At 59.3% G+C, this 26,465-nt stretch carries 25 protein-coding genes and 2 pseudogenes; 11 read left to right on the top strand and 16 right to left on the bottom strand.

Annotated features, from left to right (window positions below):
- Window positions 1–8: 8 nt before the first annotated feature.
- The 4 genes and pseudogenes from LPQ25_RS09975 to LPQ25_RS09960 form a co-directional block, all read right to left on the bottom strand.
- Window positions 9–824 carry a transglutaminase family protein gene (locus LPQ25_RS09975; protein WP_002910832.1) on the bottom strand — a complete coding sequence of 272 codons (816 nt, stop codon included), beginning with the start codon at window positions 822–824 and terminating at the stop codon, window positions 9–11.
- Window positions 821–1,750 carry an alpha-E domain-containing protein gene (locus tag LPQ25_RS09970; RefSeq protein WP_004184646.1) on the bottom strand — a complete coding sequence of 310 codons (930 nt, stop codon included), beginning with the start codon at window positions 1,748–1,750 and terminating at the stop codon, window positions 821–823. The genes LPQ25_RS09975 and LPQ25_RS09970 overlap by 4 nt, the downstream gene beginning before the upstream one ends.
- Entirely contained in the window at window positions 1,744–3,183 is a 1,440-nt protein-coding gene (locus LPQ25_RS09965; protein ID WP_004180417.1) for a circularly permuted type 2 ATP-grasp protein, read from the bottom strand. Before LPQ25_RS09965 ends, LPQ25_RS09970 begins: the two co-directional genes overlap by 7 nt.
- 71 nt (window positions 3,184–3,254) lie before the next feature.
- Window positions 3,255–3,383: pseudogene (locus LPQ25_RS09960) on the bottom strand (biopolymer transporter TonB); the annotation flags it as partial.
- A 184-nt stretch (window positions 3,384–3,567) separates the two neighbouring features.
- On the opposite strand from LPQ25_RS09960, the gene LPQ25_RS09955 reads away from it, so the two are divergent.
- Both LPQ25_RS09955 and LPQ25_RS09950 read left to right on the top strand, forming a co-directional pair.
- Window positions 3,568–5,313: an alpha,alpha-trehalase gene (locus LPQ25_RS09955; protein ID WP_014907349.1), complete on the top strand. Its 1,746-nt coding sequence runs from the start codon at window positions 3,568–3,570 to the stop codon at window positions 5,311–5,313.
- Window positions 5,314–5,564: 251 nt separating this feature from the next.
- Entirely contained in the window at window positions 5,565–7,685 is a 2,121-nt protein-coding gene (locus tag LPQ25_RS09950) for a TonB-dependent siderophore receptor (RefSeq protein ID WP_014907348.1), read from the top strand.
- Between the two features lie 41 nt (window positions 7,686–7,726).
- Here the strand turns inward: LPQ25_RS09950 and emtA are convergent, their stop codons facing one another.
- Complete coding sequence (emtA, locus tag LPQ25_RS09945) at window positions 7,727–8,338, bottom strand: membrane-bound lytic murein transglycosylase EmtA (protein ID WP_002910846.1); 612 nt, start codon at window positions 8,336–8,338, stop codon at window positions 7,727–7,729.
- A 175-nt stretch (window positions 8,339–8,513) separates the two neighbouring features.
- Between emtA and ldcA the strand changes: the two genes are divergently transcribed.
- Both ldcA and LPQ25_RS09935 read left to right on the top strand, forming a co-directional pair.
- A complete protein-coding gene (gene ldcA / locus LPQ25_RS09940) occupies window positions 8,514–9,428 on the top strand; it encodes a muramoyltetrapeptide carboxypeptidase (protein ID WP_009484352.1) in 915 nt (304 codons plus the stop codon).
- 92 nt (window positions 9,429–9,520) lie between these two features.
- Window positions 9,521–11,188 (top strand): annotated as a pseudogene (locus LPQ25_RS09935) (potassium/proton antiporter); the annotation flags it as partial.
- 82 nt (window positions 11,189–11,270) lie between these two features.
- Here LPQ25_RS09935 and dadX read toward each other — a convergent pair.
- The 3 genes from dadX to LPQ25_RS09920 all read right to left on the bottom strand — a co-directional run bounded on the left by dadX (window position 11,271) and on the right by LPQ25_RS09920 (window position 13,894).
- Window positions 11,271–12,341, bottom strand: coding sequence for a catabolic alanine racemase DadX (gene dadX, locus LPQ25_RS09930; RefSeq protein WP_002910887.1), 1,071 nt, complete (start codon window positions 12,339–12,341; stop codon window positions 11,271–11,273).
- Window positions 12,342–12,350: 9 nt separating this feature from the next.
- Window positions 12,351–13,649, bottom strand: coding sequence for a D-amino acid dehydrogenase (locus LPQ25_RS09925; RefSeq protein WP_004175465.1), 1,299 nt, complete (start codon window positions 13,647–13,649; stop codon window positions 12,351–12,353).
- Window positions 13,650–13,747: 98 nt separating this feature from the next.
- Window positions 13,748–13,894, bottom strand: a complete 147-nt coding sequence (locus LPQ25_RS09920) for a hypothetical protein (protein ID WP_004145506.1) — start codon at window positions 13,892–13,894, stop codon at window positions 13,748–13,750.
- Window positions 13,895–13,970: 76 nt separating this feature from the next.
- Between LPQ25_RS09920 and LPQ25_RS09915 the strand changes: the two genes are divergently transcribed.
- Entirely contained in the window at window positions 13,971–15,503 is a 1,533-nt protein-coding gene (locus LPQ25_RS09915; protein WP_002910889.1) for a SpoVR family protein, read from the top strand.
- A 74-nt stretch (window positions 15,504–15,577) separates the two neighbouring features.
- Here LPQ25_RS09915 and fadR read toward each other — a convergent pair whose 3' ends face one another.
- Window positions 15,578–16,297 carry a fatty acid metabolism transcriptional regulator FadR gene (fadR, locus tag LPQ25_RS09910; RefSeq protein WP_002910890.1) on the bottom strand — a complete coding sequence of 240 codons (720 nt, stop codon included), beginning with the start codon at window positions 16,295–16,297 and terminating at the stop codon, window positions 15,578–15,580.
- A gap of 80 nt (window positions 16,298–16,377) precedes the next feature.
- Complete coding sequence (locus LPQ25_RS27215) at window positions 16,378–16,509, bottom strand: hypothetical protein (protein ID WP_004163532.1); 132 nt, start codon at window positions 16,507–16,509, stop codon at window positions 16,378–16,380.
- Window positions 16,510–16,545: 36 nt separating this feature from the next.
- Between LPQ25_RS27215 and nhaB the strand changes: the two genes are divergently transcribed.
- The 3 genes from nhaB (at window position 16,546) to LPQ25_RS09895 (ending at window position 19,250) form a co-directional block, all read left to right on the top strand.
- Window positions 16,546–18,096, top strand: coding sequence for a sodium/proton antiporter NhaB (gene nhaB / locus LPQ25_RS09905; protein WP_014907346.1), 1,551 nt, complete (start codon window positions 16,546–16,548; stop codon window positions 18,094–18,096).
- A 128-nt stretch (window positions 18,097–18,224) separates the two neighbouring features.
- Complete coding sequence (gene dsbB, locus LPQ25_RS09900; RefSeq protein WP_002910894.1) at window positions 18,225–18,755, top strand: disulfide bond formation protein DsbB; 531 nt, start codon at window positions 18,225–18,227, stop codon at window positions 18,753–18,755.
- Between the two features lie 150 nt (window positions 18,756–18,905).
- Window positions 18,906–19,250: a TehB family protein gene (locus LPQ25_RS09895; RefSeq protein ID WP_002910895.1), complete on the top strand. Its 345-nt coding sequence runs from the start codon at window positions 18,906–18,908 to the stop codon at window positions 19,248–19,250.
- A 6-nt stretch (window positions 19,251–19,256) separates the two neighbouring features.
- Here the strand turns inward: LPQ25_RS09895 and LPQ25_RS09890 are convergent, their stop codons facing one another.
- From LPQ25_RS09890 to LPQ25_RS09880, 3 genes are all read right to left on the bottom strand, one after another.
- Entirely contained in the window at window positions 19,257–19,703 is a 447-nt protein-coding gene (locus tag LPQ25_RS09890) for a YcgN family cysteine cluster protein (protein WP_002910896.1), read from the bottom strand.
- A gap of 94 nt (window positions 19,704–19,797) precedes the next feature.
- A complete protein-coding gene (locus LPQ25_RS09885) occupies window positions 19,798–20,457 on the bottom strand; it encodes a fumarylacetoacetate hydrolase family protein (protein ID WP_004180422.1) in 660 nt (219 codons plus the stop codon).
- A 16-nt stretch (window positions 20,458–20,473) separates the two neighbouring features.
- The gene (locus LPQ25_RS09880; protein WP_002910898.1) at window positions 20,474–20,755 is read right to left on the bottom strand and encodes a YcgL domain-containing protein; all 282 of its coding nucleotides are present in this window, start codon (window positions 20,753–20,755) and stop codon (window positions 20,474–20,476) included.
- A 126-nt stretch (window positions 20,756–20,881) separates the two neighbouring features.
- On the opposite strand from LPQ25_RS09880, the gene minC reads away from it, so the two are divergent.
- Genes minC through minE form a run of 3 tightly spaced genes read left to right on the top strand, consistent with a single transcriptional unit; the run spans window position 20,882 to window position 22,689 of the window.
- Window positions 20,882–21,580 (top strand): septum site-determining protein MinC, encoded by a 699-nt coding sequence (minC, locus tag LPQ25_RS09875; protein ID WP_002910899.1) that lies wholly within the window; start codon window positions 20,882–20,884, stop codon window positions 21,578–21,580.
- Between the two features lie 23 nt (window positions 21,581–21,603).
- Window positions 21,604–22,416 carry a septum site-determining protein MinD gene (gene minD, locus LPQ25_RS09870; protein ID WP_002910900.1) on the top strand — a complete coding sequence of 271 codons (813 nt, stop codon included), beginning with the start codon at window positions 21,604–21,606 and terminating at the stop codon, window positions 22,414–22,416.
- Between the two features lie 3 nt (window positions 22,417–22,419).
- A complete protein-coding gene (minE, locus tag LPQ25_RS09865) occupies window positions 22,420–22,689 on the top strand; it encodes a cell division topological specificity factor MinE (RefSeq protein WP_002910902.1) in 270 nt (89 codons plus the stop codon).
- A 77-nt stretch (window positions 22,690–22,766) separates the two neighbouring features.
- Here minE and rnd read toward each other — a convergent pair whose 3' ends face one another.
- From rnd to LPQ25_RS09850, 3 genes are all read right to left on the bottom strand, one after another.
- Window positions 22,767–23,882, bottom strand: coding sequence for a ribonuclease D (rnd, locus tag LPQ25_RS09860; protein ID WP_049129173.1), 1,116 nt, complete (start codon window positions 23,880–23,882; stop codon window positions 22,767–22,769).
- An 81-nt stretch (window positions 23,883–23,963) separates the two neighbouring features.
- On the bottom strand, window positions 23,964–25,649 hold the full coding sequence (gene fadD / locus LPQ25_RS09855; protein ID WP_014907343.1) for a long-chain-fatty-acid--CoA ligase FadD: 1,686 nt from the start codon (window positions 25,647–25,649) through the stop codon (window positions 23,964–23,966).
- 205 nt (window positions 25,650–25,854) lie between these two features.
- The gene (locus LPQ25_RS09850; protein WP_002910905.1) at window positions 25,855–26,436 is read right to left on the bottom strand and encodes a Slp family lipoprotein; all 582 of its coding nucleotides are present in this window, start codon (window positions 26,434–26,436) and stop codon (window positions 25,855–25,857) included.
- Window positions 26,437–26,465: the final 29 nt, after the last annotated feature.

Genomic DNA, 26,465 nt, shown 5'->3' with positions numbered 1-26,465 from the left:
TTCCCGTATTATTGCTGCTGCGCCTGCTGGCTGTGTTCGCGCACTTCAGCGTTAGTTAACATAATCTCCCCGCCGCCGCCCAGCCGGGTGCCCCGTACCGGGCAGGCGTCGAGATAATCCAGCCCGGTCGCCAGCCGTAAATGCTGATTCAGGCGACGGGTATTATTGGTGATATCAAACGACAGCCAGCGGCCGTCGAGCCAGACTTCCGCCCAGGCATGCATCGCCACATGCTGGGCGTTATCGCTGTAGACATAGCCGCTGACGTAGCGCGCCGGGATCTCCAGCGCGCGGCAGCAGGCGAGAAAAACATGGGTATGATCCTGGCACACCCCCTTCGCGCGGGCGAAGGCGTCGGCGGCGGAGTCCTGCACCTGGGTCGCGCCGGGGGAGTATGGCATTCTTAACAGCAGATCCGCCATCAGTTGATTCAGACTCTCTTCCGCCGCATCGGGACGATAGAGGCGCTGGGCAAACTCACGGATCGCCGTATCGGCGCGGGTTAGCGGCGTACAGCGCAGAAAAACCAGCGGCGACAGCAGCTCGGCCTCTTCATCACGCGTCTCCTCCCCTTCGTCGGCGATATCGACAATCCCGCTGGCGCGGATGGTGATCTCCTTGTGCGGGTTATCCAGCGTCAGCACATGCAGCACATTGCCCCAGCCGTCGGTAGTGGTCACCGCCGCGCCGTCCGGCAGGGTCAGCGTCCAGGCGGTGATCGTCTGCCGGGCGGTACTGCGCGGCGTCAGGCGCAGATACTGGGTGGAAAACTTCACTTCTTCATCGTAGCCATAGCGGGTGAGATGATCGATGACCAGTTTCATAAGGCCTCCAGGTAGGTTTGTCTGATGCTGTCGGACAGCGCGTTAATTCTCGCCAGCAGCCCGTTAAGGGTGGTCTGCAGGTCCGCCTGCGCCAGGTCGTCACGGGTGCTGAAGCGCAGGTCAACGTTGAGCTGATGGGCGAGGCGCAACGGCTGATAAGAACGATCGTTGGCAATCTTCTCCAGCTCGCCCACCAGGTCGGCAATGCTGGCGCGCAGCGAACGTGGAATATCGTTGCGCAGGATCAGCAGCTCCATCACCGTTTCGCGACTGACCGGCTGGCGGTAGAGGCTGTTGTAGGCTTCGCGGGCGCTAACCGCATTGAGCAGGGTATCCAGCCGGTAGTATTCCCGCACCGGGTCCGGATCGTTGGTCAGCTGTTGATCCTTAATCAGCAGCAGCTGGGTGGTGGCGAACGCGCGCTCGATCAGCGTGCCGATACCGATAAAACTCAGGGCGTCGTTGCGCAGCAGCGTGCCGATCACTGCCCCGCGAAACAGATGCACCCGCTCTTTCACCCACTCAAAAAAGCCATCGCTCCCCAGCTCGCCCAGCCCCTGCTGGCGCAGGCTTCGCAGCTCAATGCGGGTGGCATTGATGCTCTCCCACACTTCGGCCGACAGACTGCCGCGCACGGCGTGCGCATTGTTCCACGCCATCTCCACGCAGCTGTAAATACTGCAGGGGTTGTTGCCATCAAGGGCAAAAAAGTTGAGCAGATTGCTCATGGTAAAGCGGGCATGGCGCGCCTGAAACAACTCGTGGGTCATCGACAAATTCAGCGGTAGCGCCAGATCCCGCGACTGCTGGCTGTGGCGGGGGATCATCGATAATTTCCAGGTCACGTCCAGCACCCGGGCGTAGCTCTCCGCCCGCTCGAGATAGCGGGCCATCCAGAACAGTTCACTCGCCGTACGACTTAGCATGATGCGTCATCCTCCATCACCCAGGTATCCTTGGTTCCGCCGCCCTGCGACGAGTTGACCACCAGCGACCCTTCGGTGAGGGCCACGCGGGTCAGGCCGCCGGGCACCAGCCGCATCTCCTGCCCGGACAGCACGTAGGGCCGTAAATCGATATGCCGCGGCGACAGCCCTTCATCAACGAAGGTGGGGCAGGTCGACAGCGCAAGGGTGTCCTGGGCGATATAGTTGGCCGGATTGGCCAGCAGGCGCTGGCGGAAGGCCTCCCGCTCCTCTTTAGTCGAACGCGGGCCAACCAGCATGCCGTAGCCCCCGGCGCCATGGACCTCCTTGACCACCATCAGCTCGAGATTGCTCAGCACGTAGCGCAGGTCCTCCGCTTTCCGGCACTGCCAGGTAGGGATATTGCTGAGGATCGGCTGTTCGCCGAGGTAAAAGCGGATCATCTCCGGGACGTACGGATAGATCGATTTGTCGTCAGCCACCCCGGTGCCGATGGCGTTGGCCAGCACTACGCCGCCGGCGCGATAGACGGACAGCAGCCCCGGGACGCCGAGCATCGAATCGGCGCGGAAGGCCAGCGGGTCGAGCCAGGCGTCGTCGATGCGGCGATAAATCACATCCACCCGCCGCGGCCCCTCGGTGGTGCGCATATACACCGCGCCGTTTTTAATAAACAGATCGGCGCTCTCCACCAGCTCGACCCCCATCTGCTGCGCCAGGAAGCTGTGCTCGAAGTAGGCGCTGTTGAAGCGACCCGGGGTCATCACCACGACGCAGGGATCATCCACCAGCGAGCTTTCGCGCAGGGTCTGCAGGAGGTAGCTTGGGTAGCGCTCCACCGGCGCAATGTGATGCTGCTCGAACATCTCCGGATAGAGGCGCATCATCATCTTACGGTTTTCGAGCATGTAGGAGACGCCGGACGGCGTGCGCAGATTATCCTCCAGCACGTAGTACTGACCGTCGTTATTGCGCACCATATCGACGCCGGTGATATGGGCATAGGTGTTGTTTGGCAGGTTGATGCCCTGCATGCACGGCTGATACTGCTCGTTGGCCAGCACCTGCTCGGCCGGGATCAGCCCCGCGCGCAGGATATTCTGCTCATGATAGATGTCATAGAGGAAGGCGTTCAGCGCTTTCACCCGCTGGCGTATGCCGCGGTCAATGCGCTGCCACTCCCCGGCGGGTATGATCCGCGGCACGCTGTCAAACGGGATCAGCCGCTCGGTCCCCTCATCCTCGCCGTACACGTTAAAGGTGATGCCGATACGGTGAAAAAGCAGTTCCGCTTGCGCTTTTTTCTGCCGGATAGAAAATTGATCGGTGTTGCGAAACCATTGCCACCAGGCATTATAGTGCGGCCGCTGTTCACCCTGCGCGGTCAGCATCTCGTCATAATAATGCCCGTCAGGTAGCGTAATTTTAATCATGGCTATCCCCTCCGGTTGTACTCACTTTGTGGTAATACCGCTAAGAGATAAGCATTAATTATGCCAGGTCCTCTGCCGCCGCGGCGTTGTGCAAATCGGTTCAGCCCCGCCGTCTGGTTGTGCAAAAAATCGCCAAAACAGCCGCCCGCGCCCGGCGGCGGCTGCACCGTCGTGAGGCAGGGCGACGTTTTTTGCGCCATCGTGGACGCCAGCGCCCTCAGCCAGGCGGCCCAGCCCGCGGCGGTCTCAGGAGACCTGGCAGGTAAATCCTCTGTTTTCGCGCAAAATGTTACCCCTGACACGCGCAGCGGCAGATATTCGTCTAAGGTTTTTGGATGGCCAAACGTCGTGGCCCGCAGTCGATAATGATAAGGAGAACTCCCCATGACGAGTACTGATGCACGTCGTCCCGCTGCTTTGCCCTGTTCCCTGCGCCTGGCGATCGGCGGCGCTCTGATCGCCCTGATGAGCCTGAACGCTCAGGCGGAAGACGGCAAAACCGCGCCGCCCCCCTCGCCGGATATTCTGCTGGGCCCGCTGTTCAATGATGTCCAGAGCGCGAAGCTGTTTGCCGATCAGAAAACCTTCGCCGACGCTATCCCTAACAGCGATCCGCTGATGATCCTTGCCGATTACCGGATGCAAAAAAACCAGGCCAGCTTCGACCTGCGCCACTTCGTCGAACTGAACTTCACGCTGCCGAAAGAGAACGACACCTATGCGCCGCCCAAAGGGCAAACTCTGCGTCAACATATCGATGGCCTGTGGCCGGTCCTGACCCGCAGCACCGTCGAGGTGGAAAAATGGGACTCGCTGCTGCCGCTGCCTAAGCCCTACGTGGTGCCCGGAGGACGTTTCCGCGAAGTCTATTACTGGGACAGCTATTTCACCATGCTGGGTCTTGCCGAAAGCGGTCACTGGGATAAAATCGAGGATATGGTCGCCAACTTCGCCGCGGAAATTGACGCCTGGGGCCATATCCCCAACGGCAACCGCACCTATTATCTCAGCCGTTCGCAGCCCCCCTTCTTCTCCTTTATGGTGAGCCTGCTGGCGACGCACGATGGCGACCAGGTGCTGAAAACCTACCAGCCGCAGCTGGAGAAAGAGTATCGCTACTGGATGGCCGGAGCGGACGCGCTGGCTCCCGGCAGCGCCGACAAACGGGCGGTGCGGATGGCGGACGGCGCGCTGCTCAACCGCTACTGGGACGATAACGACACCCCGCGTCCCGAGTCCTGGCTTGACGACGTCAAAACCGCCAAAAGCAACCCGAATCGTCCGGCAACCGAGATCTATCGCGACCTGCGCTCCGCCGCCGCCTCCGGCTGGGATTTCAGCTCCCGCTGGATGGACAATCCGCAGCAGCTCGCCACCATTCGCACCACCTCGATTGTCCCGGTCGATCTCAATGCCCTGATGTTCCATCTGGAGAAAACCCTCGCCCGCGCCAGCAAGGCATCCGGGGACAGCGCTGGCGCTACGCAGTACGATGCGCTGGCTAACGCCCGCCAGCAGGCCATCGAGAAATACCTGTGGAATGATAAAGAGGGATGGTACGCCGACTACGATCTGAAAAGCCACAAGGTGCGCAATCAACTGACCGCGGCGGCGCTGTTCCCGCTGTACGTCAATGCCGCGTCACGCGAGCGGGCGACGAAAGTGGCCGCCGCCGCCGAGTCGCGCCTGCTTAAACCCGGCGGGCTGACCACCACCACCGTCAACAGCGGCCAGCAGTGGGACGCTCCCAACGGCTGGGCGCCGCTGCAGTGGGTGGCGGTCGAGGGGCTGCAAAACTATGGTCAGCAGAAGATCGCCATGGAGGTCACCTGGCGCTTCCTGACCAACGTGCAGCATACCTATGACAGTAAGCAAAAGCTGGTGGAGAAGTATGACGTGAGCTCGACCGGCACCGGCGGCGGCGGCGGGGAATATCCGCTGCAGGACGGCTTTGGCTGGACCAACGGCGTCACCCTGAAGATGTTGGATCTGATCTGCCCGCAGGAGAAACCCTGCGATGCGCTGCCCGCTACCCGTCCGGCGACAACCCCTTCACCGCAGGACAAACCTGTTGCGGCGCCCGCGGCTAACGACCCCGCCCCTGCGGAACCGCAAAAGACCGGCTCCTGACGCTTCGCCGCCCCCTACCAAAATCGGTAGGGGGAAGCGGACTCCCTGGTCACTACCGTCCCGTGCAGACCCATTCTGCGGCTCGCGGGAAACACCTCCCCACCCCCTCGCGTTGAACAGGTCACCTTTTCGCTTGATCGCACAAATACAAACAATAATAATTCGCATTACTTTTTAACGAATAATGACAGATTCGTTTTTCACGCGGCGGCGTACAGGAGTACCAGACCGCGTTGGTTCAGGATGATCTTATGAACGTGGCTATTTCTCGAAAACGCCCGGGGCTGCTGTATGCCCTTGCGGTCGCACTCCCCTTCACCGCGCAAGCCGAAGAGACGGTGGTGGTCACTGCCACCCCGCCGGCGTCCGCCAGCGCGCCGACGGAGGGCTACAGCGCCAGCACCTCGCTCGGGGCGACGAAAACCGACCAGCCGTTAATCACTACCGCCCAGTCGGTGTCGGTGGTCACCCGCCAGCAGATGGCGGATCAGGGGGCGAATACCATCAGCCAGGCGCTGGAATATACCCCGGGGGTCTACTCCAGCTTCGGCGGCGGCGCCACCCGGTTCGACGCCATCTCCCTGCGCGGCTACCACGGCGGCGACGTCGATAACCTGTTCCTCGACGGCATGCGCCTGATGAGCGACGGCGGCAGCCATAACGTACTGCAAATCGACCCGTGGTTTATCGAACGCGTGGATGTGATCCGCGGCCCCTCCTCTGCGCTCTACGGGCAGAGCGTGCCGGGCGGCGTGGTCAACCTGACTTCCAAACGTCCGCAGTTCAGCCAGCAGGGCCACATCCGCCTGACCGGCGGCACGCAAAATACCAAAGGCGCGGCCTTCGATTACACCGACGCCATCAATGACCAGTGGGCATGGCGGCTGATCGGGATGACCCGCAGCAGCGATACGCAGTATGACCATACCCGCGAAGAGCGCTACGCGATTTCGCCTTCCCTGCTGTGGCAGCCGGACAGCGACACCTCGCTGCTGCTGCGCGCCTATCTGCAAAAAGATCCTTCCGGCGGCTACCACGGCTCTTTGCCGCTGGACGGCACCCGCTACGCGCACAATGGCCGTAAGCTCTCCCCCAGCACCAACGAAGGCGATCCGGGAGATGGCTATCAACGCCGCCAGCAGATCTACAGCTATGAGTTTGACCACCAGTTCACCGACGTCTGGTCGGTCTATTCCGCCGGGAGCTACACCCATACCAACGTCTCCCTCGATCAGGTCTACCAGGTCGGCTGGATAGATGACAGCGACATGCTGGCCCGCGGCTACAGCGGTTCGCGCGGTTCGCTGGACGGCTGGTCAACCGATAACCGCCTGCGCGCCGATTTCAATACAGGCGACCTGGCGCACACCCTGATCCTCGGCGCCGAATATCATCGCTTCCGTAACGACCTGTGGACCGGCGCCGGCGGCGCGGCGCCCCTTAACCCGTTTAGCGGCTATACCGCGCAGACCGGACATACCGTTACCTACAGCGACGACAATAATCGCCGCTATTACCAGACCGGGCTGTATCTGCAGGATGAGATGGTCTGGAACCGCTGGCATGTGGATGTTTCCGCCCGCTACGACCGCATCGTTTCCCAGCAGGTCAGCGATACCCAGGGGACCTCAAACCGCCGTTCAGACGACCATATCAGCGGCCGCGCCTCGCTGTTGTACGCCCTGGACAACGGTCTGTCGCCCTACCTGAGCTACAGCCAGGCGATCACCCCGGCGATGCTGCCGGGCGCGGACGGCAAACCGTTGAAACCGACCACCGCCGAACAGGTTGAAGCCGGCCTGAAGTTCCAGCCGCCGGGCAGCAGCGATCTCTATAGCATCGCGATTTACGACCTGACGCAAAAGGATGTCGCCACTCGCGACCCGAACATCGCCACCGCCACCTATATTCCGGCGGGTAAGGTCCATTCCCAGGGCGTTGAGCTGGAAGCGCACCACCAGATCACCCCGCAGCTGAGTACTATCGCCTCGTATACCTGGAATCGTCTGCGTTTCCAGGACACTAAAGACGGGACCGACAATAACACGCCGCAGCTGACCCCGGATCAGATGGCCTCCTTCTGGGCGCGCTATCAGTTCCCGGCGGGGATCTCCGTTGGCGCCGGCGTCCGCTACATCGGTAAACAGTGGGCGGATGATGCCAACACCGCGCGGCTGCCGTCGGTCACGCTGATGGACGCCATGATGCGGGCCGACCTCGGCGTCTGGTCGCCAACGCTGAAAGGCGCTTATGTGCAGGTTAACGCCAACAATATCGGCGACCGCGAGTATATTTCCGGCTGCTATGGCACCGGCAACTGTTACTGGGGAGCAGAGCGCAGCGTTATAGCCACCGTGGGCTACGATTTCTGAGGACGTGGCCTCCGGGAGACTACCGGAGGCCAAACGAGGGATTACATGGCGTCCAGCGCTTTCTGTAGTTTCCAGATATAGCGCGGCGCCTGCGGTGCCGGGTGTTTTTTCACCACATGCTCGAAGAACTCATCGGCGTCGAGATCGTTAATCTCCTCGATGGCGTCCTGGCGGTTCGAGGAGAAGGTACGCAGCAGCGCGCCAGCGCCGTTGGCATAGGAGACCACCACCGCATAGCGCATCACCTGCGGGTCTTTGATCCCCGCCAGCGGACCGTTCTCCAGAATGCTCAGATAGGCGGCCCCCATCGAGATATTACGTTCCGGGTTTTTCAGCTCACTGACCGACGGCTCGCCGCGCCACCCCATCCGCCGATAGACATCGCGTCCGGAGGTCGACGGCTTGAGCTGCATCAGCCCGACGGCGCCGGATTTACTCACCACCGCAGGATTACCGCCCGACTCGATGGCGATGATCGCCGTGATCAGCTGCGGATCCACGCCCCAGGCGGCGCCGGCTTTTTCACTGATCGGCATCCACTGCATCGCCCGCTTCACCGGGACCTCAGGGTTCCACGGCGGATTGGTGTAATCATGTTTCGAACTACAACCGGCCAGAAAAACGACTAAAATAAGCAACCATCTCAATTTCACACATCTATCCTTATCTACCCAAACGCCATCATGCTACAGAACGACGGCCGCGGTACGTCTCCCGCCTGCCGACAACCTGAAGGATGACGGGTGCGGACTGAAGTTAGCCACCTGGAGATGACAATCGCCATTCCAGGCGGCATCATAACCCTTTCATTCATAGCAAGGAATTATCATGTCTCAGTTTTATCTGGTCGCGCCATCCGGGTATTGCATCAACCAGCAGGCGGCAGCCCGCGGCGTCGAGCGTCTGCAGCAGGCCGGACACGAGGTGGCCCACCAGCAGGTCATTCCCCGCCGGCAGCAGCGTTTCGCCGGGACTGAACATGAACGGCTGGCCGATATTAACCAGCTGGCCCAGTTGCCCGGCCGCAACCGGATCGTCCTCGCCGTGCGCGGCGGCTACGGCGCCAGTCGCCTGCTGCCGCATATCGACTGGCAGGGGCTGGTTGCCCGCCAGCAGCGCGACCCGCTGCTGATTTGCGGCCACAGCGATTTCACCGCTATCCAGTCGGGCCTGCTGGCCATGGGCAACGTCATCACCTTCAGCGGGCCAATGCTCGCCGGCAACTTCGGCGCGGAGACCCTCGACCCGTTTACCGAGCACCATTTCTGGCAGGCGCTACGCCAGCCGGAATTCACCCTCGAATGGCCGGGCGAAGGGCCGAACTGCCGGGTGGAAGGCACCCTGTGGGGGGGAAATCTGGCGATGCTGACCTCGCTTATCGGCACGCCGTGGCTGCCGGCGATCCGCGACGGCATCCTGGTGGTGGAGGATATCAACGAGCACCCGTTCCGCGTCGAGCGCATGCTGCTTCAGCTGTTGCACAGCGGCGTGCTGGCGGCGCAGAAAGCGGTGATCTTCGGCAGCTTCACCGGCAGCGCGCCGAACGACTATGACGCGGGATACGATTTGCCGCAGGTTTTTGATTATCTGCGCCAACAGCTCCCCCTGCCGCTGATTAGCGGACTGGAGTTTGGCCACGAGCAGCGCACGGTGACCCTGCCGCTGGGCGCCCGCGCGCGCCTGGTGAATCAGGCGGCGGCCACCACCCTGACGATCGGCGGCCATCCGGTGCTGACAGAATAAATTTCCCGAACGCATAGGCGGATCCCCTGCGAATTGTTAAAATAGTGTCACTTTTAGCCATTTTTTCACGCCAGTCAGGGAGTACGTGAACATTGGACGCCGCTGCGGTCATTAGTCTGTTTATTCTGGGTTCTGTTTTAGTAACCTGCAGTATCTTATTGAGCTCCTTTTCTTCGCGCCTTGGCATCCCGATTCTGGTCATCTTTCTGGCCATCGGGATGCTGGCAGGCATTGACGGCATCGGCGGCATCCCCTTCGACAATTACCCCTTCGCCTATATGGTGAGTAACCTGGCGCTGGCGGTGATCCTGCTGGACGGCGGGATGCGCACCCAGGCCAGCTCCTTTCGCGTCGCGCTGTGGCCCGCGCTGTCGCTGGCGACGGTTGGGGTGCTGATCACCTCAGCGCTGACCGGGATGATGGCGGCCTGGTTGTTCAAGCTGGATCTGATCGAAGGCCTGCTGATCGGCGCCATTGTCGGCTCCACCGACGCCGCGGCGGTCTTCTCGCTGCTCGGCGGCAAGGGGCTCAACGAGCGCGTCGGCTCGACGCTGGAGATAGAGTCAGGCAGTAACGACCCGATGGCGGTCTTCCTGACCATCACCCTGATCGAAATGATCCAGCAGCACCAAACCGGCCTCAGCTGGATGTTCGCCGTGCATATCATTCAGCAGTTCGGCCTCGGGATCGCCATCGGCCTCGGCGGCGGCTACCTGCTGCTGCAGATGATTAACCGCATCGTGCTGCCCGCCGGCCTCTATCCGCTGCTGGCGCTGAGCGGCGGGATCATGATTTTTGCCGTCACCACCTCCCTCGACGGCAGCGGTATCCTCGCCGTCTATCTCTGCGGCTTTCTGCTGGGCAACCGGCCGATCCGCAACCGGCACGGCATCCTGCAGAACTTCGACGGCCTGGCGTGGCTGGCGCAGATCGCCATGTTCCTGGTGCTGGGCCTGCTGGTGACGCCCTCCGACCTGCTGCCGATCGCCATCCCGGCGCTGCTGCTGTCGATGTGGATGATATTCATTGCCCGGCCCCTGTCGGTGTTTGCCGGCCTGCTGCCGTTTCGCGGCTTTAACCTGCGCGAACGGGTGTTTATCAGCTGGGTTGGCCTGCGCGGCGCGGTGCCCATTATTCTCGCGGTGTTCCCGATGATGGCCGGCCTGGACAACGCCCGCCTGTTCTTCAATGTCGCCTTCTTCGTGGTGCTGGTGTCGTTGCTGCTGCAGGGCACTTCGCTGTCGTGGGCGGCGAAAAAAGCCAAAGTGGTGGTGCCGCCCATCAGCTGGCCCATCTCCCGCGTCGGGCTGGATATTCACCCGGAAAACCCGTGGGAGCAGTTTGTCTACCAGCTGGGGGCCGATAAGTGGTGCATCGGCGCGGCGCTGCGCGACTTGCACATGCCACCGGAGACGCGGATTGCCGCGCTGTTTCGCAACAATGTCCTGCTGCACCCCACCGGCAGCACCCGCCTGCGGGAAGGCGATATCCTGTGCGTTATTGGTCGGGAGCACGACCTGCCGGCGCTGGGCAAAATGTTCAGCCAGTCGCCGCCGGTGGCGCTCGATCAGCGCTTTTTCGGCGACTTCATTCTTGATGCTGAGGCCCGCTTCGCCGATGTGGCGCAAATCTACGGTCTCGACGGCGGTGAGGAGTTCCGCGAGCATCAGCAGTCGCTCGGGGAAGTGGTGCAGCAGCTGCTGGGCGCCGCGCCGGTGGTGGGCGACCAGGTGGAGTTCGCCGGGATGGTGTGGACGGTAGCTGAAAAAGAGAACGATCACGTGCTGAAGGTTGGGGTGCGGGTCGCGGAAGACGAGGCGGAGTGATCCGCCCCGGAATAGGTTACAGGGTCACAACTGGCACCCGCGGCGCCAGGGCGCACATCAGTTCATAGCCGACGGTGCCGCTGCTGGCCGCCACGTCGTCGATTTTAATCTCTTTGCCCCACAGCTCGACCGGCGCGCCGATCCCGGCCTGCGGGCAGGGCGTTAAATCGACCGCCAGCATGTCCATCGACACGCGTCCCACGGTGGTGGTACGTACGCCATCCACCAGCACCGGCGTGCCGCTCGGCGCCACCCGCGGATAGCCATCGGCATAGCCGCAGGCGACGATGCCGATCCGCTGCTCCTGGGTGGTGCGGTACAGGCCGCCATAGCCAATCGCCTCGCCGGGGCGCAGGTTCTGCACGCCGATAATCTCGCTGCGCAGCGTCATCACCGGCTTCAGCCCGGTGTTGGCGATGTCCTGCCACTGCCCGGAAGGCGACGCGCCATACAGCACGATGCCTGGACGAACCCAGTCAAAATGCGCTTCCGGATGCCAGAGGGTCGCCGCCGAGTTGGCCAGCGAGCGCGGGCAATCCAGCCCCTCCGCCGCCTGTTCGATACGGCGCATCGGCTCGACAATTCCCTGCGGGTTCTCCGCCTCCGCGAAGTGCGACATCAGCGTCATCTCGCCGACGTTGCTTATCGCCCGCAGCTGCTGCCAGACGGTGTGGACCCGCTCAGGCATAAAGCCCAGCCGGTTCATGCCGCTGTTCACCTTGAGATAGATATCCAGCGGCGCGCGCAGCTTCGCCTGTTGCAGGGCCTTAATCTGCCAGTTGCTGTGGACGCTGGTGGTTAAACGATATTGATCCAGCACCGCCAGCTCATCGGCATGGAAGAAGCCCTCCAGCAGCAGGATCGGGCCTTTCCAGCCCTGCTCGCGCAGCAGGATCGCCTCTTCCAGGTTGAGCAAGGCGAAACCATCCGCCGCGCTTAACGCACTCCATACGCGCGCCACGCCGTGACCGTAGGCGTTGGCCTTGACCACCGCCCACAGGCGCGACCCGGGGGCCGCGCGACGCACTATCTGTAAATTCTGCCGCAAGGCCAGCAGGTCGATGCTGGCCACTACCGGACGGGTCATGCAAGCTCCTTAGTTGTGTGCGCCGTGCAGGTGCTGCGGGCGCGCCGGGGTAAAACCGGGGCTGTAGCGGGCAACCGCCAGATCGTCGTAAGGGATCGCCGGCGTGCGGCCGGAGATCAGATCGCTGATAAGCTGCCCGGAGCCGCAGGCCATGGTCCAGCCAAGCGTGCCGTGGCCGGTGTTGAGCCACAGATTTTTATACGCTGTGCGGCCGACCACCGGCGTGCCGTCCGGCGTCATCGGCCGCAGGCCCGTCCAGAAAGTCGCCTGCTCCACGTGGCCGCCGCGCGGGAACAGATCGCGCACCACCATCTCCAGGGTTTCGCGACGCGGCTGCAGCAGCGCTTTGTTAAAACCGACGATCTCCGCCATGCCGCCGACCCGAATGCGCTGATCGAAGCGGGTGATGGCGATTTTGTAAGTCTCATCAAGGATAGTTGAAACCGGCGCGCCGTCCTCCTGAGCGATCGGAATAGTCAATGAGTAGCCTTTCAGCGGGTAGACCGGTATATCCACCAGCCCTTTAAGCATCGCCGTCGAGTAGGAGCCGAAGGCCATCACATAGGCATCGCCCTTGATAATCTCATCGCCGCATTTCACCCCGGCAATGCGATCGCCCTCGTGCAGCAGCGCATCCACTGCGGTGTTGAAGCGGAAGGTCACGCCGGCCTGTTCCGCCATTGCCGCCAGACGGGTGGTAAACAGCTGGCAGTCGCCGGTTTCATCATTTGGCAGACGCAGGCCGCCGGTCAGTTTGTGGCTGACCTCCGCCAGCGCCGGCTCCACCTCCGCCAACCGCTTCGCTTCCAGCAGCTGATACGGCACGCCGGCGTCCTCCAGCACCGCGATGTCGCGGGTGGCATTTTCATACTGTTTGGCGGTACGGAACAGCTGCAGCGTCCCGCCCTGGCGCCCTTCATACTGAATGCCGGTGGTGTCGCGCAGCGCCTTCAGGCAGTCGCGGCTGTACTCCGCCAGGCGCACCATACGGCCTTTGTTCTCCATATAGTGGCGGGTGTCGCAGTTGCGCAGCATCTGCCACATCCACTTCAACTGGAACGAGGTGCCGTCAAGACCGATCGCCAGCGGCGCATGGCGCTGAAACATCCATTTGATCGCCTTCAGCGGCACCCCCGGCGCCGCCCAGGGCGCCGCATAGCCGGGAGAAATCTGCCCGGCGTTGGCCGCGCTGGTCTCCTCTGCCGGACCGGGCTGACGGTCGATGACCGTCACGTCATGACCCGCCTGACTCAAATACCACGCGCTGGCTACCCCAACCACCCCACTTCCCAGTATGACGACACGCATAGCGACTCCGTAACAGTTAAAGAACAATCATCTAATTACAAATTGATAACTCAGTTGAAAATATTATTCAACATACGCTTTATTTATGGTGACTTAACTCACAGCAAACCGCACCAGCCCTGCGCTGTGAGATTTACGATCTCATGCTGCGCTTTATTTTTACCCAGCATTAAATTCTGCAAACAAGGCAAAAAAACGGCTTTGAGATGGGGAAATCGCGAAGAAAAGCGATTGGCGTACAGCACAGTTTGCTGCACCGTGTTCTATGCTTGTTTAGAGGTTTTCCGTTCAGAGAAAACCAACAACAACGAGGGCGCGCTAATGGCTACGATTGACTCCATGAACAGGGACACCACCCGTTTAAGCGATGGACCCGACTGGACGTTCGAGTTACTGGAAACCTACCTGGCCGAAGTGGACCGGGTCGCCAAGCTCTATCGTCTTGACACCTACCCGCACCAGATCGAAGTCATTACTTCCGAGCAGATGATGGACGCCTACTCCAGCGTCGGCATGCCCATCAACTATCCGCACTGGTCGTTTGGCAAAAAATTTATTGAGACCGAGCAGGCCTATAAGCACGGTCAGCAGGGTCTGGCGTATGAGATAGTCATCAACTCCAACCCCTGTATCGCCTACCTGATGGAGGAAAACACCATCACCATGCAGGCGCTGGTGATGGCCCATGCCTGCTACGGGCATAACTCGTTTTTTAAAAATAACTATCTGTTTCGCAGCTGGACCGACGCCAGCTCGATCATCGACTATCTGATCTTTGCCCGTAAGTACATCACCGAGTGCGAAGAGCGCTATGGCGTCGACGAAGTAGAGAAACTGCTCGACTCCTGCCACGCGCTGATGAACTACGGCGTCGACCGCTATAAACGTCCGCAAAAAATCTCTCTGCAGGAGGAGAAAGCGCGGCAGAAAAGCCGGGAAGAGTATCTGCAAAGCCAGGTGAATATGCTGTGGCGCACCCTACCGAAGCGCGAAGAGGAAAAAGCGATTGAATCCGCTCGTCGCTACCCTTCCGAACCGCAGGAGAACCTGCTGTACTTTATGGAGAAGAACGCCCCGCTGCTCGAACCGTGGCAGCGCGAGATCCTGCGCATCGTGCGTAAAGTCAGCCAGTATTTCTACCCGCAGAAACAGACCCAGGTGATGAACGAGGGGTGGGCCACCTTCTGGCACTACACCATCCTCAACCATCTCTACGATGAAGGGAAAGTGACTGAGCGCTTTATGCTGGAGTTTCTCCACAGCCATACCAACGTGGTGTTCCAGCCGCCGTACAACAGTCCGTGGTACAGCGGGATTAACCCCTACGCGCTGGGCTTCGCCATGTTCCAGGACATCAAGCGCATCTGTCAGTCGCCCACGGAAGAGGATAAGTACTGGTTCCCCGATATCGCCGGTTCTGACTGGCTGGAAACGCTGCATTTCGCCATGCGCGACTTTAAGGATGAAAGCTTTATCAGTCAGTTCCTGTCGCCGAAGATCATGCGCGATTTCCGCTTCTTTACCGTGCTCGACGACGATCACAACAATTATCTGGAGATCTCGGCGATTCACAACGAAGAGGGTTATCGCGAGATCCGCAATAAGCTCTCCGCGCAGTATAACCTCAGCAATCTTGAGCCGAACATCCAGGTGTGGAACGTTGACCTGCGCGGCGACCGATCGCTGACCTTGCGCTATGTGCCGCACAACCGCGTCCCGCTGGACAAAGGCCGGCGCGAAGTGCTGAAGCATGTGCATCGTCTGTGGGGGTTCGATGTGCTGCTGGAGCAGCAGAACGCCGACGGCAGCATTGAGCTGTTGGACCGCTGCCCGGCGCGGCCGAACGCGCTATAGCATTGCGGGGCGAGTAAAATAACAAAGGGGGCCATTGGCCCCCTTGTTCTGTATATCGATCGCGAAAAGCCCGCTTAACGCATATTCATGGCTAAATCACCGGGCAGCGATTTCTGCATCCGGTGCCAGATCTCGCCGCTGTCATGGCCGTAGCGACGAACCAGCTCGTAAACCTGGTCATGCAGGCCAGCCTCACACACTTTCGCCAGCTGATGATAGAAACCGAGCGCCAGGCTGCGCGCTTCCGGGCTGGAGAAATAGTGGCGGCCGATGCGGGTATACAACCCCTTCATGCCGTTGAGGATCAGACCGTAGATCGGGTTGCCGGAGGCGAACGCCAGACCACGGAAAATATTATAATCAAGCTCGGCGAAGGCGTCGGCGTGATCCTCCACCTCCCGGGCGCTGTCCAGGACCGCCAGCGCTTTATCCGGATGCTGGCGAAACGCGGTGCGGATAAAAATCGTGGAAATGTTGGTGCGCACGGAGAGCAGATTATCAATCAGCTGCGGTACGCTGTCGTGATCGAGGCGCGCCAGCGTTTCGAGGATATTCAGGCCGGAGGTTTCCCAAAAGTTATTCACTTTAGTGGGCTTACCATGCTGAATGGTCAGCCAGCCGTCACGGGCCAGACGCTGCAATACTTCGCGCAGGGTTGTGCGGGTGACACCGATCAGCTCAGAAAGCTCGCGTTCAGCGGGGAGAATCGATCCGGGAGGGAAGCGGTTATTCCAGATACTCTCAATGATGTACTCTTCCGCGAAACCCGCAGGGCTCTGCGCCTTAATGACCATAGTAAGATTTCCATTACACAGCGTTACAATTGCACTCATCATACCAGAGCCGCTATAGCGCAGATAGCATGGCAAGTGAATTAAAAAGGGATCGCCGTTTCATTTTCCGCTTTTACTTTGCGCTTTTCCTTATCTTCACAAACCGCCAGCGCGGCGCGAAGAAAGTTGCTTCTCATTTTGCTCAACTGGTACTCTTGCCAATCGTTATGCACAAAACCATGCACTCATTGACGGGGAAGGATTCTGTCGTGGAAATTTCTTATGGCCGCGCGCTGTGGCGCAATTTTCTTGGCCAGTCGCCGGACTGGTACAAGCTGGCATTAATCATTTTCTTAATCGTAAATCCGCTGGTGTTCGCCGTGGCGCCGTTTGTCGCCGGCTGGCTGCTGGTGGTTGAGTTTATCTTTACCCTCGCCATGGCGCTGAAGTGCTATCCGCTGCTGCCGGGTGGTCTGCTGGCTATCGAGGCGCTGCTGATCGGCATGACCAGCCCGGCGCACGTCCGGGACGAGATCGCCGGCAATCTGGAGGTGCTGCTCCTGCTGATGTTCATGGTGGCGGGTATCTACTTTATGAAACAGCTTTTGCTGTTCGTGTTTACGCGCCTGCTGCTGGGGATCCGCAGCAAAATGCTGCTATCGCTGGCCTTCTGCCTGGCGGCCGCCTTCCTCTCGGCCTTTCTCGATGCGCTGACGGTGGTGGCGGTAGTGATCAGCGTCGCCGTCGGGTTCTACGGCATCTATCACCGCGTCGCCTCGGCGCGCCCGGACGATAGCGACCTGCTCGATGACAGCCATATCGAGCAGCACTACCGCGAGGTGCTGGAGCAGTTCCGCGGCTTTCTGCGCAGCCTGATGATGCACGCCGGCGTCGGGACCGCGCTCGGCGGCGTCATGACCATGGTCGGCGAGCCGCAAAACCTGATTATCGCCAAAGCCGCGGGCTGGCATTTTGGCGAGTTCTTTCTTCGCATGGCGCCCGTGACCCTGCCGGTGATGGTCTGCGGTCTGTTAACCTGTCTGCTGGTCGAAAAGTATCGCCTGTTTGGCTACGGCGAACCGCTACCGCCGACGGTGCGCAAGGTGCTGCAGGAGTTTGACGATCGCAGCCGCGCCCAGCGCAGTCGTCAGGAGCGACTGCGGCTGATTGCCCAGGCGCTCATTGGCATTTGGCTGATCGTGGCCCTGGCTTTTCACCTGGCTGAGGTCGGCCTGATTGGCCTGTCGGTGATCATCCTCGCCACCACCTTTACCGGCGTTACCGATGAGCACGCCATTGGCAAGGCGTTCACCGAGGCGCTGCCCTTTACCGCGCTGCTGACGGTCTTCTTCTCCATCGTCGCGGTTATCATCGATCAGCAGCTGTTCACGCCGGTCATCGAGTTTGTCCTGCAGGCCTCGCCGCACGCGCAGCTGTCGCTGTTTTATCTGTTCAACGGCCTGCTGTCGTCCATTTCGGATAACGTGTTTGTCGGCACGGTCTACATCAACGAAGCGAAAGCGGCGCTCGAACATGGCGCCATCAGCCTGCCCCAGTTTGAGATGCTGGCGGTAGCGATCAACACCGGCACCAACCTGCCCTCGGTGGCCACCCCGAACGGCCAGGCGGCGTTTCTCTTCCTGCTGACTTCCGCCCTGGCGCCGCTTATTAGGCTCTCCTATGGCCGTATGGTGTGGATGGCGCTGCCCTACACCATCGTACTGACGCTGGTCGGCCTGTTATGCGTCGAGTTCACCCTGATGCCAGTCACCGACTGGCTGCTGGCGCACGGCTGGCTGGTGACGCCCAGCCTGCCCTGAGTCAGTTTTTGCCCGGGTTCGCCCGGGCGCATCAATAACCCGTTACGGAATATTTTCCGCCGCGCCTCTGGCGTCGGTTCGGTTTTCGTTTACACTGCCATGATTTAGCATCTTCCAGGGAAATGATTATGTTGCAATATTTAAACCAGTGCTCAAGAGGACGCGGTGCCTGGCTCCTGATGGCGTTGACCGCTTTTATTCTCGAACTTGTCGCGCTGTGGTTCCAGCACGTGATGCTGCTGCAGCCGTGTGTCATGTGTATTTACGAACGCTGCGCGCTGTTCGGCATCATGGGCGCGGGACTGGTGGGCGCTATCGCCCCCAAAACGCCGCTGCGCTATGTCGCCATGGCAATCTGGTTGTACAGCGCGATACGCGGACTACAGCTGGCGTGGGAGCATACGATGATCCAGCTGCACCCTTCACCGTTCCAGACCTGCGATTTCGCCGCCCGCTTCCCAACCTGGCTGCCGCTGGATAAATGGCTGCCGCAGGTTTTCGTTGCGTCCGGAGACTGTTCAGTACGTCAGTGGCAGTTCCTGTCGCTGGAGATGCCGCAATGGCTGGTGGGGATTTTCGCCGCCTATCTGCTGGTCGCTATTCTGGTGATCGTTGCTCAGCCTTTCAAAGCGAAAAAACGCGATCTGTTTGGTCGTTAAGCCGCGGCAAGTACAGCCCACAATGAAACGCCCTGCGGGGCGTTTTTTTATGCCTCCTGCGCATCACTGAATCGTTTCATGTCTATGGTTGACCACAGCTGCCAAAAGGTGCATATTAAATACATCTTTTAAAACCCCACAGGAGCTCACATGTCATCTTTACTGATCCCCGCAGACTGGAAAGTTAAACGCTCCACCCCATTCTTTACCAAAGAGAATGTCCCTGCCGCCCTGCTGAGCCACCACAACACCGCGGCTGGCGTCTTCGGCCAGCTGTGCGTCATGGAGGGAACGGTGACCTATTACGGTTTTGCCAATGAACAGGCGACGGAGCCGGAGAAAAAAGTTGTGATTCATGCCGGGCAGTTTGCTACCAGTCCGCCGCAGTACTGGCACCGCGTCGAACTCAGTGACGACGCCCGCTTCAATATTCACTTCTGGGTGGCGGAAGAAACCGACGGTGAAAACGGGCTGTTCCACGCGAAGAAAGCGTGACGGCGCTTAGCGCGCCCTGTCAGGCAGATTAAGGATATGGTCCTGCCAGTCGACCACCGTGGACTCAGGCACCGCAATATGGCGAACGGAGATGCGTTCGCCGTGCATCGCCGCTTTTGAGCCAGTCAGCAGCGGGTGCCAGGCCGGCAGAGGCTTGCCTTCCGCCAGCAGGCGATAGGCACAGGTCGGCGGCAGCCATTCGAAGGTCGGCAGATTTTCGCGGGTAAGCTTGATGCAGTCCGGCTCATACTCAAAGCGACGCGCGTAGTTACGACACTGGCAGGTTTTGATATTGAGCTGACGACAGGCGACGTTGGTGAAGTAGATCTCGTCAGTGTCTTCATCCATCAGCTTGTGCAGACAGCACTGGCCGCAGCCGTCACACAGCGATTCCCACTCCGCGTCGCTCATGTCATCCAGTGTTTTTTGTTGCCAGAAAGGTTGTTCGCTCATCGGAGTGTCCGTCGTTGCCAGTTAAGGGTGCACCTTATAACCAGTCTGGCACGCCGATGCAAGTTTTGCCGCCCCAAAAGGCGGCAAATAGCGCTTACAGCACGCGGGTAGTGAGCGCCAGGCCGTTGAAGCCGACCTCCAGCTCGTCACCGCTGTGCAGCGGCCCCACGCCTTCCGGGGTGCCGGTGAGGATCACATCCCCGGCTTTGAGGGTAAAGAAGCGCGACATATAGGCGATCAGCGGCACAATCCTATGGATCATGTCGGCAGTGGTGCCCTGCTGGCGCACTTCGCCATTAATCTTCAGGCTTAACGACGTATTCTGCGGGTCGCCGTGGAACTCAGCGGCCGGGATAAAGCCGGAGATCGGACAGGCGTTATCGAAGCCTTTGGCCTTCTCCCAGGGTTGTCCCGCTTTTTTCATTTTCGCCTGCAGGTCGCGCAGCGTGAGATCCAGCGCGACGCCATAGCCGGCAATCCCTTTCAGCACATGCTCTTCCGTCGCCTGACGCAGCGTGCTGCCGATAAGCACCGCCAGCTCGACTTCGTGATGCACCGAGCCCAGCCCCTCAGGGAGCACCAACGGCTGACGAAGATCGCACAGCGCAGTCTCAGGTTTAATAAACAGCACCGGCTCTTCCGGCGTCGCACTGCCCATTTCCTTGATGTGTTTCGCATAATTACTGCCGACGCACACTACTTTGCTTACTGGATAATCCAGAAGCGCACCCTGCCAGTTATGATGTTGGTACATTATTTTCCCTCGTGGGTTAATCGGATTGTTTCCCCTGTTCCGCCAGGTGTTTCTTTAGTAGATTTTCAGACGGCGGAGGCAGTTGCAGGTAATAGCCCTGTTCGCTTAACGCCTGTTTCACTTTTTCCAGATCGGCGTTAACCAGTTTTTTGCGCCCATCCAGCGGCAGCAGCATCGCCATTTGCGGCGTGCCAAAGCTGCGCATTAGCTCGTCAGGAACGCGCGAGAAATCGTCCTTTTTTTCGACGTATAAATAGGTTTGTTCACGTTTAGTACTTCGATAGATCACACAAAACATAGTTTTACTCGGAATTAGACCCGTGGTCACTTGCCTCAATATATGAGTGACTATAACATGCCTTTTAGTCTTCGGAATATCACCGCACTTCGGCGGTTGATAAACAGCAAATTGAGTAAGGCCAGGATGTCAAATACGCCAATCGAACTTAAAGGCAGTAGCTTCACGTTATCTGTCGTTCATTTGCACGATGCAAATCCCGAGGTTATTCGTCAGGCGTTAGAAGACAAAATCGCCCAGGCTCCCGCTTTTTTACGTCATGCTCCGGTGGTGGTGAATATCGCCAGCATCGAGGAGGAGGTAGAATGGCGCGCCATCAACGAGGCTATCGCCGCGACCGGTTTACGTATTATGGGCGTTAGCGGATGCAAAATTCCGCGCCTGAAAACCGAAATCGACCGCGCCGGCATCCCGTTATTAACCGAAGGGAAAGAAAAAGCCTCTCGTCCGGCACCGTCCGAACCCACCCCGCCGCCGCCAGTTGCTAGTCAGATCACAAAAACGCGTTTGATTGATCAGCCGGTACGTTCCGGTCAGCGCATTTATGCGCCACACTGTGATCTTATTGTTACAAATCATGTGAGTGCCGGTGCGGAACTTATCGCTGACGGAAATATCCATGTATATGGCATGATGCGAGGACGCGCGCTGGCAGGCGCCGGTGGCGACAGAGACGCCCAGATATTTTGTACCCACCTTGCGGCGGAGCTGGTCTCCATCGCCGGGGAATATTGGCTGAGCGATAACATCCCGGCCGAATTTTATGGCAAAGCGGCGCGCCTGCGTTTAGGTGAAAGCGCTTTGGCAATTCAACCGTTAAATTAATCCCTTTTTAACAAGGAATTTCTATGGCACGCATTATTGTTGTGACTTCGGGTAAAGGGGGCGTTGGCAAGACCACCTCCAGCGCGGCCATCGCTACAGGTTTGGCCCAGAAGGGAAAGAAAACCGTCGTTATCGACTTCGACATCGGCCTGCGTAACCTCGACCTGATTATGGGCTGCGAACGTCGCGTCGTTTATGATTTCGTCAACGTCATTCAGGGCGATGCCACACTGAACCAGGCGCTGATTAAAGATAAGCGCACGGAAAATCTCTACATTCTCCCGGCTTCCCAGACCCGGGATAAAGACGCTCTGACCCGCGAAGGCGTCGACAAGGTTCTCGAAGAACTGAAGAAAATGGAATTCGATTTCATCGTCTGTGATTCCCCGGCAGGCATTGAAACCGGTGCGCTGATGGCGCTTTACTTTGCTGATGAAGCCATCATCACCACTAACCCGGAAGTCTCCTCCGTTCGCGACTCCGACCGTATCCTTGGCATTCTCGCCTCTAAATCCCGCCGCGCGGAAAATGGCGAAGAGCCAATCAAAGAGCATCTGCTGCTGACCCGCTACAATCCAGGCCGCGTTAATAAAGGCGATATGCTGAGCATGGAAGACGTGCTGGAAATTCTGCGCATCAACCTGGTAGGCGTGATCCCGGAAGACCAGTCAGTCCTGCGCGCATCCAACCAGGGTGAGCCGGTGATCCTCGATGCCGCCTCGGACGCAGGCAAAGCCTATGCCGATACCGTTGAACGTCTGCTCGGAGAAGAACGCCCTTTCCGCTTCATTGAAGAAGAGAAGAAAGGATTCCTCAAACGCCTGTTCGGAGGATAAATTATGGCTTTACTCGACTTTTTTCTCTCGCGAAAAAAGAACACGGCTAATATTGCGAAAGAACGCCTGCAAATCATCGTCGCCGAGCGCCGCCGCGGCGACGCGGAGCCGCATTACCTGCCGCAGTTACGCAAAGATATCCTGGAAGTGATCTGTAAATACGTACAGATCGACCCGGAGATGGTCAGCGTGCAGCTGGAGCAGCGGGACGGGGATATATCCATTCTTGAGCTGAACGTGACCCTACCCGAAACGGAAGAGTCGAAATCCTGACCTGTCGCGCTATCGCGAAAAAAAACCGGCTACGCCACGCGCCGCCGGTTTTTTAATGGTCTGAACCTGGCCGCGAACTAGCGCGGATAGTCGTTTAACAGCGTCTTCAGCCGCTCGGCCATCAGCTCCCCGCGCCAACCGGAAATCAGCTCAGGTTCACCGGCTTGCGTTTTCAGCTGCCAGTGCCAGTTCAGCAGCTGGTTGATCTGCCGACGCGACGCCAGCAGCTCCGCGCTTACGCCCTTCTCCGTGCTCACTTCCTGCACCAGCGCTTTAATATCTTTAAAGGCTTTGCGGTAGCCCGGCATGTCGATCAGGTTCTGCAGCGGCGCCGGCAGGGCCGACTCCGGCAGCGCCTGCGCTTTTTCGACCAGGCTAATCAGCGTTTTGCCGTGGAAGCGAATTTCGCTACCGGACAACCCGAGGCTGTCGAGCTCGCCCAGGCTGGTGGGCATATAGCGCGCCACGCTCCACAGATGCTCTTCCCGCACCACAAAGTTTACCGCCAGGTCGCGCTCGCGCGCTTTGCGCAGGCGCCACTCCGCCAACAGCTGCAGACAACCCAGCTGGCGGGTACGCAGCTGCCAGGCGTTGCCGATATCGCGCCAGGCCTCGGCCGGGTCGACCACCTCCTGACGACGCTGCTGCATCACGCGGCACTCGTCGAGCGCCGCCGGCAGCCAGCCAGCGCGATCGGTCTCCGCCATTAACTGGCTGGCGATCGGCAGCAGATACCAGACGTCGGCCGCGGCATATTCACACTGACGCTCAGTCAGCGGGCGCGCCAGCCAGTCGGTGCGGGATTCGCTTTTATCCAGCGCTACCCCGGAATACTCTTCCACCATCGAGGCGAAGCCCCAGGACATTGGGCGGCCGCAGAAGGCCGCCAGGATCTGGGTGTCAATCAGCGGCTGCGGCATCAGGTTAAATGCATTAAGGAAGACTTCTAAATCTTCGCTGCCGGCATGCAGGTATTTAGTCACATCCTGGTTGAGCAGCAGGTCGCGCATCGGCGCCCAGTCGTTAATCGTCAAGGGATCGATCAGAGAGACCTGCTGGCCGTCGAACAGCTGCAGCAGGCCCAGCTGCGGGTAATAGGTGCGGGTGCGGACAAATTCCGTATCCAGAGCGACGGCGGAGGCCGTGCTTGCCGCTTCGCAGACAGCGCGCAGGCCATTGTCGGTAGTGATCATCTGATAGTTCAAAGCATACTCTCTTAACTTGCGCCCATAAAAAACGCCGGCGTAGCCGGCGTCAGGCGACTCATTCGTTACTTAGCCTTTATTGTCCACTTTAGCGCGCGCTTCGTCACGCAGTTCTCGCCGCAAAATTTTCCCGACGTTGGATTTCGGCAGTTCATCACGGAATTCCACCAGCTTCGGCACCTTGTATCCGGTCAAATGGCGACGGCAGAACGTAATCAGCGCCTCTTCGGTTAACGCAGCATCTTTCTTGACTACGAAAATCTTCACCGCTTCGCCGCTACTGCCGGACGGCACGCCGATGGCCGCCACTTCCAGCACCCCGCTATGCTGCATGACCACATCTTCGATTTCGTTCGGATAGACGTTAAAACCCGACACCAGGATCATATCTTTTTTGCGATCGACGATGCGCAGGAACCCCTCTTCATCCATCACCGCGATATCCCCGGTGTGCAGCCAGCCGTCTTTGATAATCTCATCCGTCGCGTCAGGGCGCTGCCAGTAGCCCAGCATCACCTGCGGCCCTTTAATACAGAGCTCGCCCGGCTGACCCGGCGCCATTTCGTTATCATCATCATCCACCAGTTTGGCTTCGGTGGAGGGCACCGGCAGGCCAATGCTGCCGCTGTGGTAGTCAATATCGTGCGGGTTAACGCTGACCAGCGGGGAACACTCTGTCAGGCCGTAGCCCTCCAGCAGATATTGCCCGGTCAGTTTTACCCAGCGCTCGGCCACCGCCTGCTGCACCGGCATCCCACCGCCGGCGGACAAATGCAGCGAGGAGAAATCAAGCTGCTGGAACTCTTTGTTGTTCAGCAAGGCGTTGAACAGGGTATTGACCCCGGTCATGGCGGTAAAAGGATACTTCGCCAGCTCCTTCACCAGCCCGGGGATATCGCGTGGGTTGGTGATCAGCAAATTTTGCCCGCCCAGTTCGATAAACAGCAGGCAGTTCATGGTCAGGGCGAAAATGTGATACAGCGGCAGCGCGGTCACCACGAACTCTTTGCCGCGATGCAGCAGCGGGCCGTAGGTGGCATTGACCTGCTCGAGGTTAGCCAGCATATTGCGGTGGGTTAGCATCGCACCTTTGGCCACGCCGGTGGTGCCACCGGTGTACTGCAGAAACGCCAGATCTTCCGCAACGATCTCCGGCTTGACGTACTGCATGCGATAGCCGTGCTGCAACGCGCTGCGAAACGAGATGGCGTCCGGCAGATGGTACTTCGGCACCAGGCGCTTAATGTACTTGACCACAAAGTTCACCAGCGTACCTTTGGCGGTGGAAAGCTGGTCGCCCATGCGCGTCAGGATCACATGCTGGACCTGAGTTTTCGCCACCACTTTTTCCAGGGTATGGGCAAAGTTGGAGACAATGACGATCGCCGCCGCGCCGCTGTCGTTGAGCTGATGCTCCAGTTCGCGCGGGGTATATAAGGGGTTGACGTTAACCACGATCATCCCGGCGCGCAGGATGCCAAACAGAGCCACCGGATACTGCAGCAGGTTAGGCATCATCAGGGCCACGCGATCGCCCTTCTGTAACCCCAACCCCTCCTGAAGATAAGCGGCGAAGGCGCGACTACGCTCCTCCAGCTTACGGTAGGTCATCACTTCACCCATATTGATAAACGCCGGTTGGTCGGCGTAACGGGTGGTGGCATGTTCAAACAGTTCAACCAGGGATTGATAGCGGTCAGGATTTATCTCCGCCGGAACATCTGCGGGATAACGGTTTAGCCAAACCTTTTTCACTGCATCACCTCTGAAATAGTTATTCGTCGTCATCACAGCCCCTGGATAATACATTTTGTTAACATTATATTAACTCAGCGTACCAGTTTATTAATTAGGCAATGAGCAGGTTGCGAAGCGCGTCACTATTTTTTTTCTTATTCGACTGAAAACAAAGAAACAGCGGACCGGCCGCTGTTTCTTTGAACTAACATAAACAACAAAATCATTCGGTTACAACGTTTCTCACCTCAGCAGGGCCGGGATTGTACCAGCCCCAACCGCCATAGCCGTAGCCCCAGGGGCGCGGACCCAGCATCCACGGGTCGATAGGTTGCGGAGGCATCACCACCTGCTGCACTACGTTCCAGCGCTTGTAGCCGGTGGCGTTCATCAGCATAAATTTATACGGCGTGCTGCCCACCTTGCCGTCAACCACCCCGGCGATCGGTCCGACCACGGTCACTAGTTGACCGCGGAAATCCACCGGATCGAGGAAGCCATTGACGTCAGCAAAAATCCTTCCGCGGGACGGCTCGCCCAGCACTGGCCGCGCGCCGCTGTCCAGCGGTACGGTGGCGATTTCTAAGCGGGTTTTCCCCTGCTGGTTTTGTACATTGACCACCTTACCGCCAAAGCGCGCTTCCTGACCAACGTACAGCTGCGGGGCGTTCATCACCCGCACTAAATCCTGCTGCGGCGTCGGGCTGGTGCCTTTGATGGCATCCGGCACTGACACGCAGCCGCTTAGCGCAACGGCAACCGCCGCGGCTAACAGCCAGCGAACGCCCTGTTTTTGACCCGCCATGATGCGACTCCTTTTCTCAGTCTTCTTGT

It is taken from the genome of Klebsiella sp. KPN54798, from assembly GCF_021184225.1.
In the GTDB taxonomy this organism is placed as follows: domain Bacteria; phylum Pseudomonadota; class Gammaproteobacteria; order Enterobacterales; family Enterobacteriaceae; genus Klebsiella; species Klebsiella pneumoniae.
Note: the sequence above shows the minus strand (reverse complement) of the source record. Positions and strands in the feature narration are given on the sequence as shown.

What these genes read in the sequence shown, in the direction of transcription:
- LPQ25_RS09975 (WP_002910832.1), bottom strand. Translation starts at nt 824, where the DNA reads ATGAAACTGGTCATCGATCATCTCACCCGCTATGGCTACGATGAAGAA.
- LPQ25_RS09970 (WP_004184646.1), bottom strand. Translation starts at nt 1,750, where the DNA reads ATGCTAAGTCGTACGGCGAGTGAACTGTTCTGGATGGCCCGCTATCTC.
- LPQ25_RS09965 (WP_004180417.1), bottom strand. Translation starts at nt 3,183, where the DNA reads ATGATTAAAATTACGCTACCTGACGGGCATTATTATGACGAGATGCTG.
- LPQ25_RS09955 (WP_014907349.1), top strand. Translation starts at nt 3,568, where the DNA reads ATGACGAGTACTGATGCACGTCGTCCCGCTGCTTTGCCCTGTTCCCTG.
- LPQ25_RS09950 (WP_014907348.1), top strand. Translation starts at nt 5,565, where the DNA reads ATGAACGTGGCTATTTCTCGAAAACGCCCGGGGCTGCTGTATGCCCTT.
- ldcA (WP_009484352.1), top strand. Translation starts at nt 8,514, where the DNA reads ATGTCTCAGTTTTATCTGGTCGCGCCATCCGGGTATTGCATCAACCAG.
- dadX (WP_002910887.1), bottom strand. Translation starts at nt 12,341, where the DNA reads ATGACCCGTCCGGTAGTGGCCAGCATCGACCTGCTGGCCTTGCGGCAG.
- LPQ25_RS09925 (WP_004175465.1), bottom strand. Translation starts at nt 13,649, where the DNA reads ATGCGTGTCGTCATACTGGGAAGTGGGGTGGTTGGGGTAGCCAGCGCG.
- LPQ25_RS09915 (WP_002910889.1), top strand. Translation starts at nt 13,971, where the DNA reads ATGGCTACGATTGACTCCATGAACAGGGACACCACCCGTTTAAGCGAT.
- fadR (WP_002910890.1), bottom strand. Translation starts at nt 16,297, where the DNA reads ATGGTCATTAAGGCGCAGAGCCCTGCGGGTTTCGCGGAAGAGTACATC.
- dsbB (WP_002910894.1), top strand. Translation starts at nt 18,225, where the DNA reads ATGTTGCAATATTTAAACCAGTGCTCAAGAGGACGCGGTGCCTGGCTC.
- LPQ25_RS09895 (WP_002910895.1), top strand. Translation starts at nt 18,906, where the DNA reads ATGTCATCTTTACTGATCCCCGCAGACTGGAAAGTTAAACGCTCCACC.
- LPQ25_RS09890 (WP_002910896.1), bottom strand. Translation starts at nt 19,703, where the DNA reads ATGAGCGAACAACCTTTCTGGCAACAAAAAACACTGGATGACATGAGC.
- LPQ25_RS09885 (WP_004180422.1), bottom strand. Translation starts at nt 20,457, where the DNA reads ATGTACCAACATCATAACTGGCAGGGTGCGCTTCTGGATTATCCAGTA.
- LPQ25_RS09880 (WP_002910898.1), bottom strand. Translation starts at nt 20,755, where the DNA reads ATGTTTTGTGTGATCTATCGAAGTACTAAACGTGAACAAACCTATTTA.
- minC (WP_002910899.1), top strand. Translation starts at nt 20,882, where the DNA reads ATGTCAAATACGCCAATCGAACTTAAAGGCAGTAGCTTCACGTTATCT.
- minD (WP_002910900.1), top strand. Translation starts at nt 21,604, where the DNA reads ATGGCACGCATTATTGTTGTGACTTCGGGTAAAGGGGGCGTTGGCAAG.
- minE (WP_002910902.1), top strand. Translation starts at nt 22,420, where the DNA reads ATGGCTTTACTCGACTTTTTTCTCTCGCGAAAAAAGAACACGGCTAAT.
- rnd (WP_049129173.1), bottom strand. Translation starts at nt 23,882, where the DNA reads ATGATCACTACCGACAATGGCCTGCGCGCTGTCTGCGAAGCGGCAAGC.
- LPQ25_RS09850 (WP_002910905.1), bottom strand. Translation starts at nt 26,436, where the DNA reads ATGGCGGGTCAAAAACAGGGCGTTCGCTGGCTGTTAGCCGCGGCGGTT.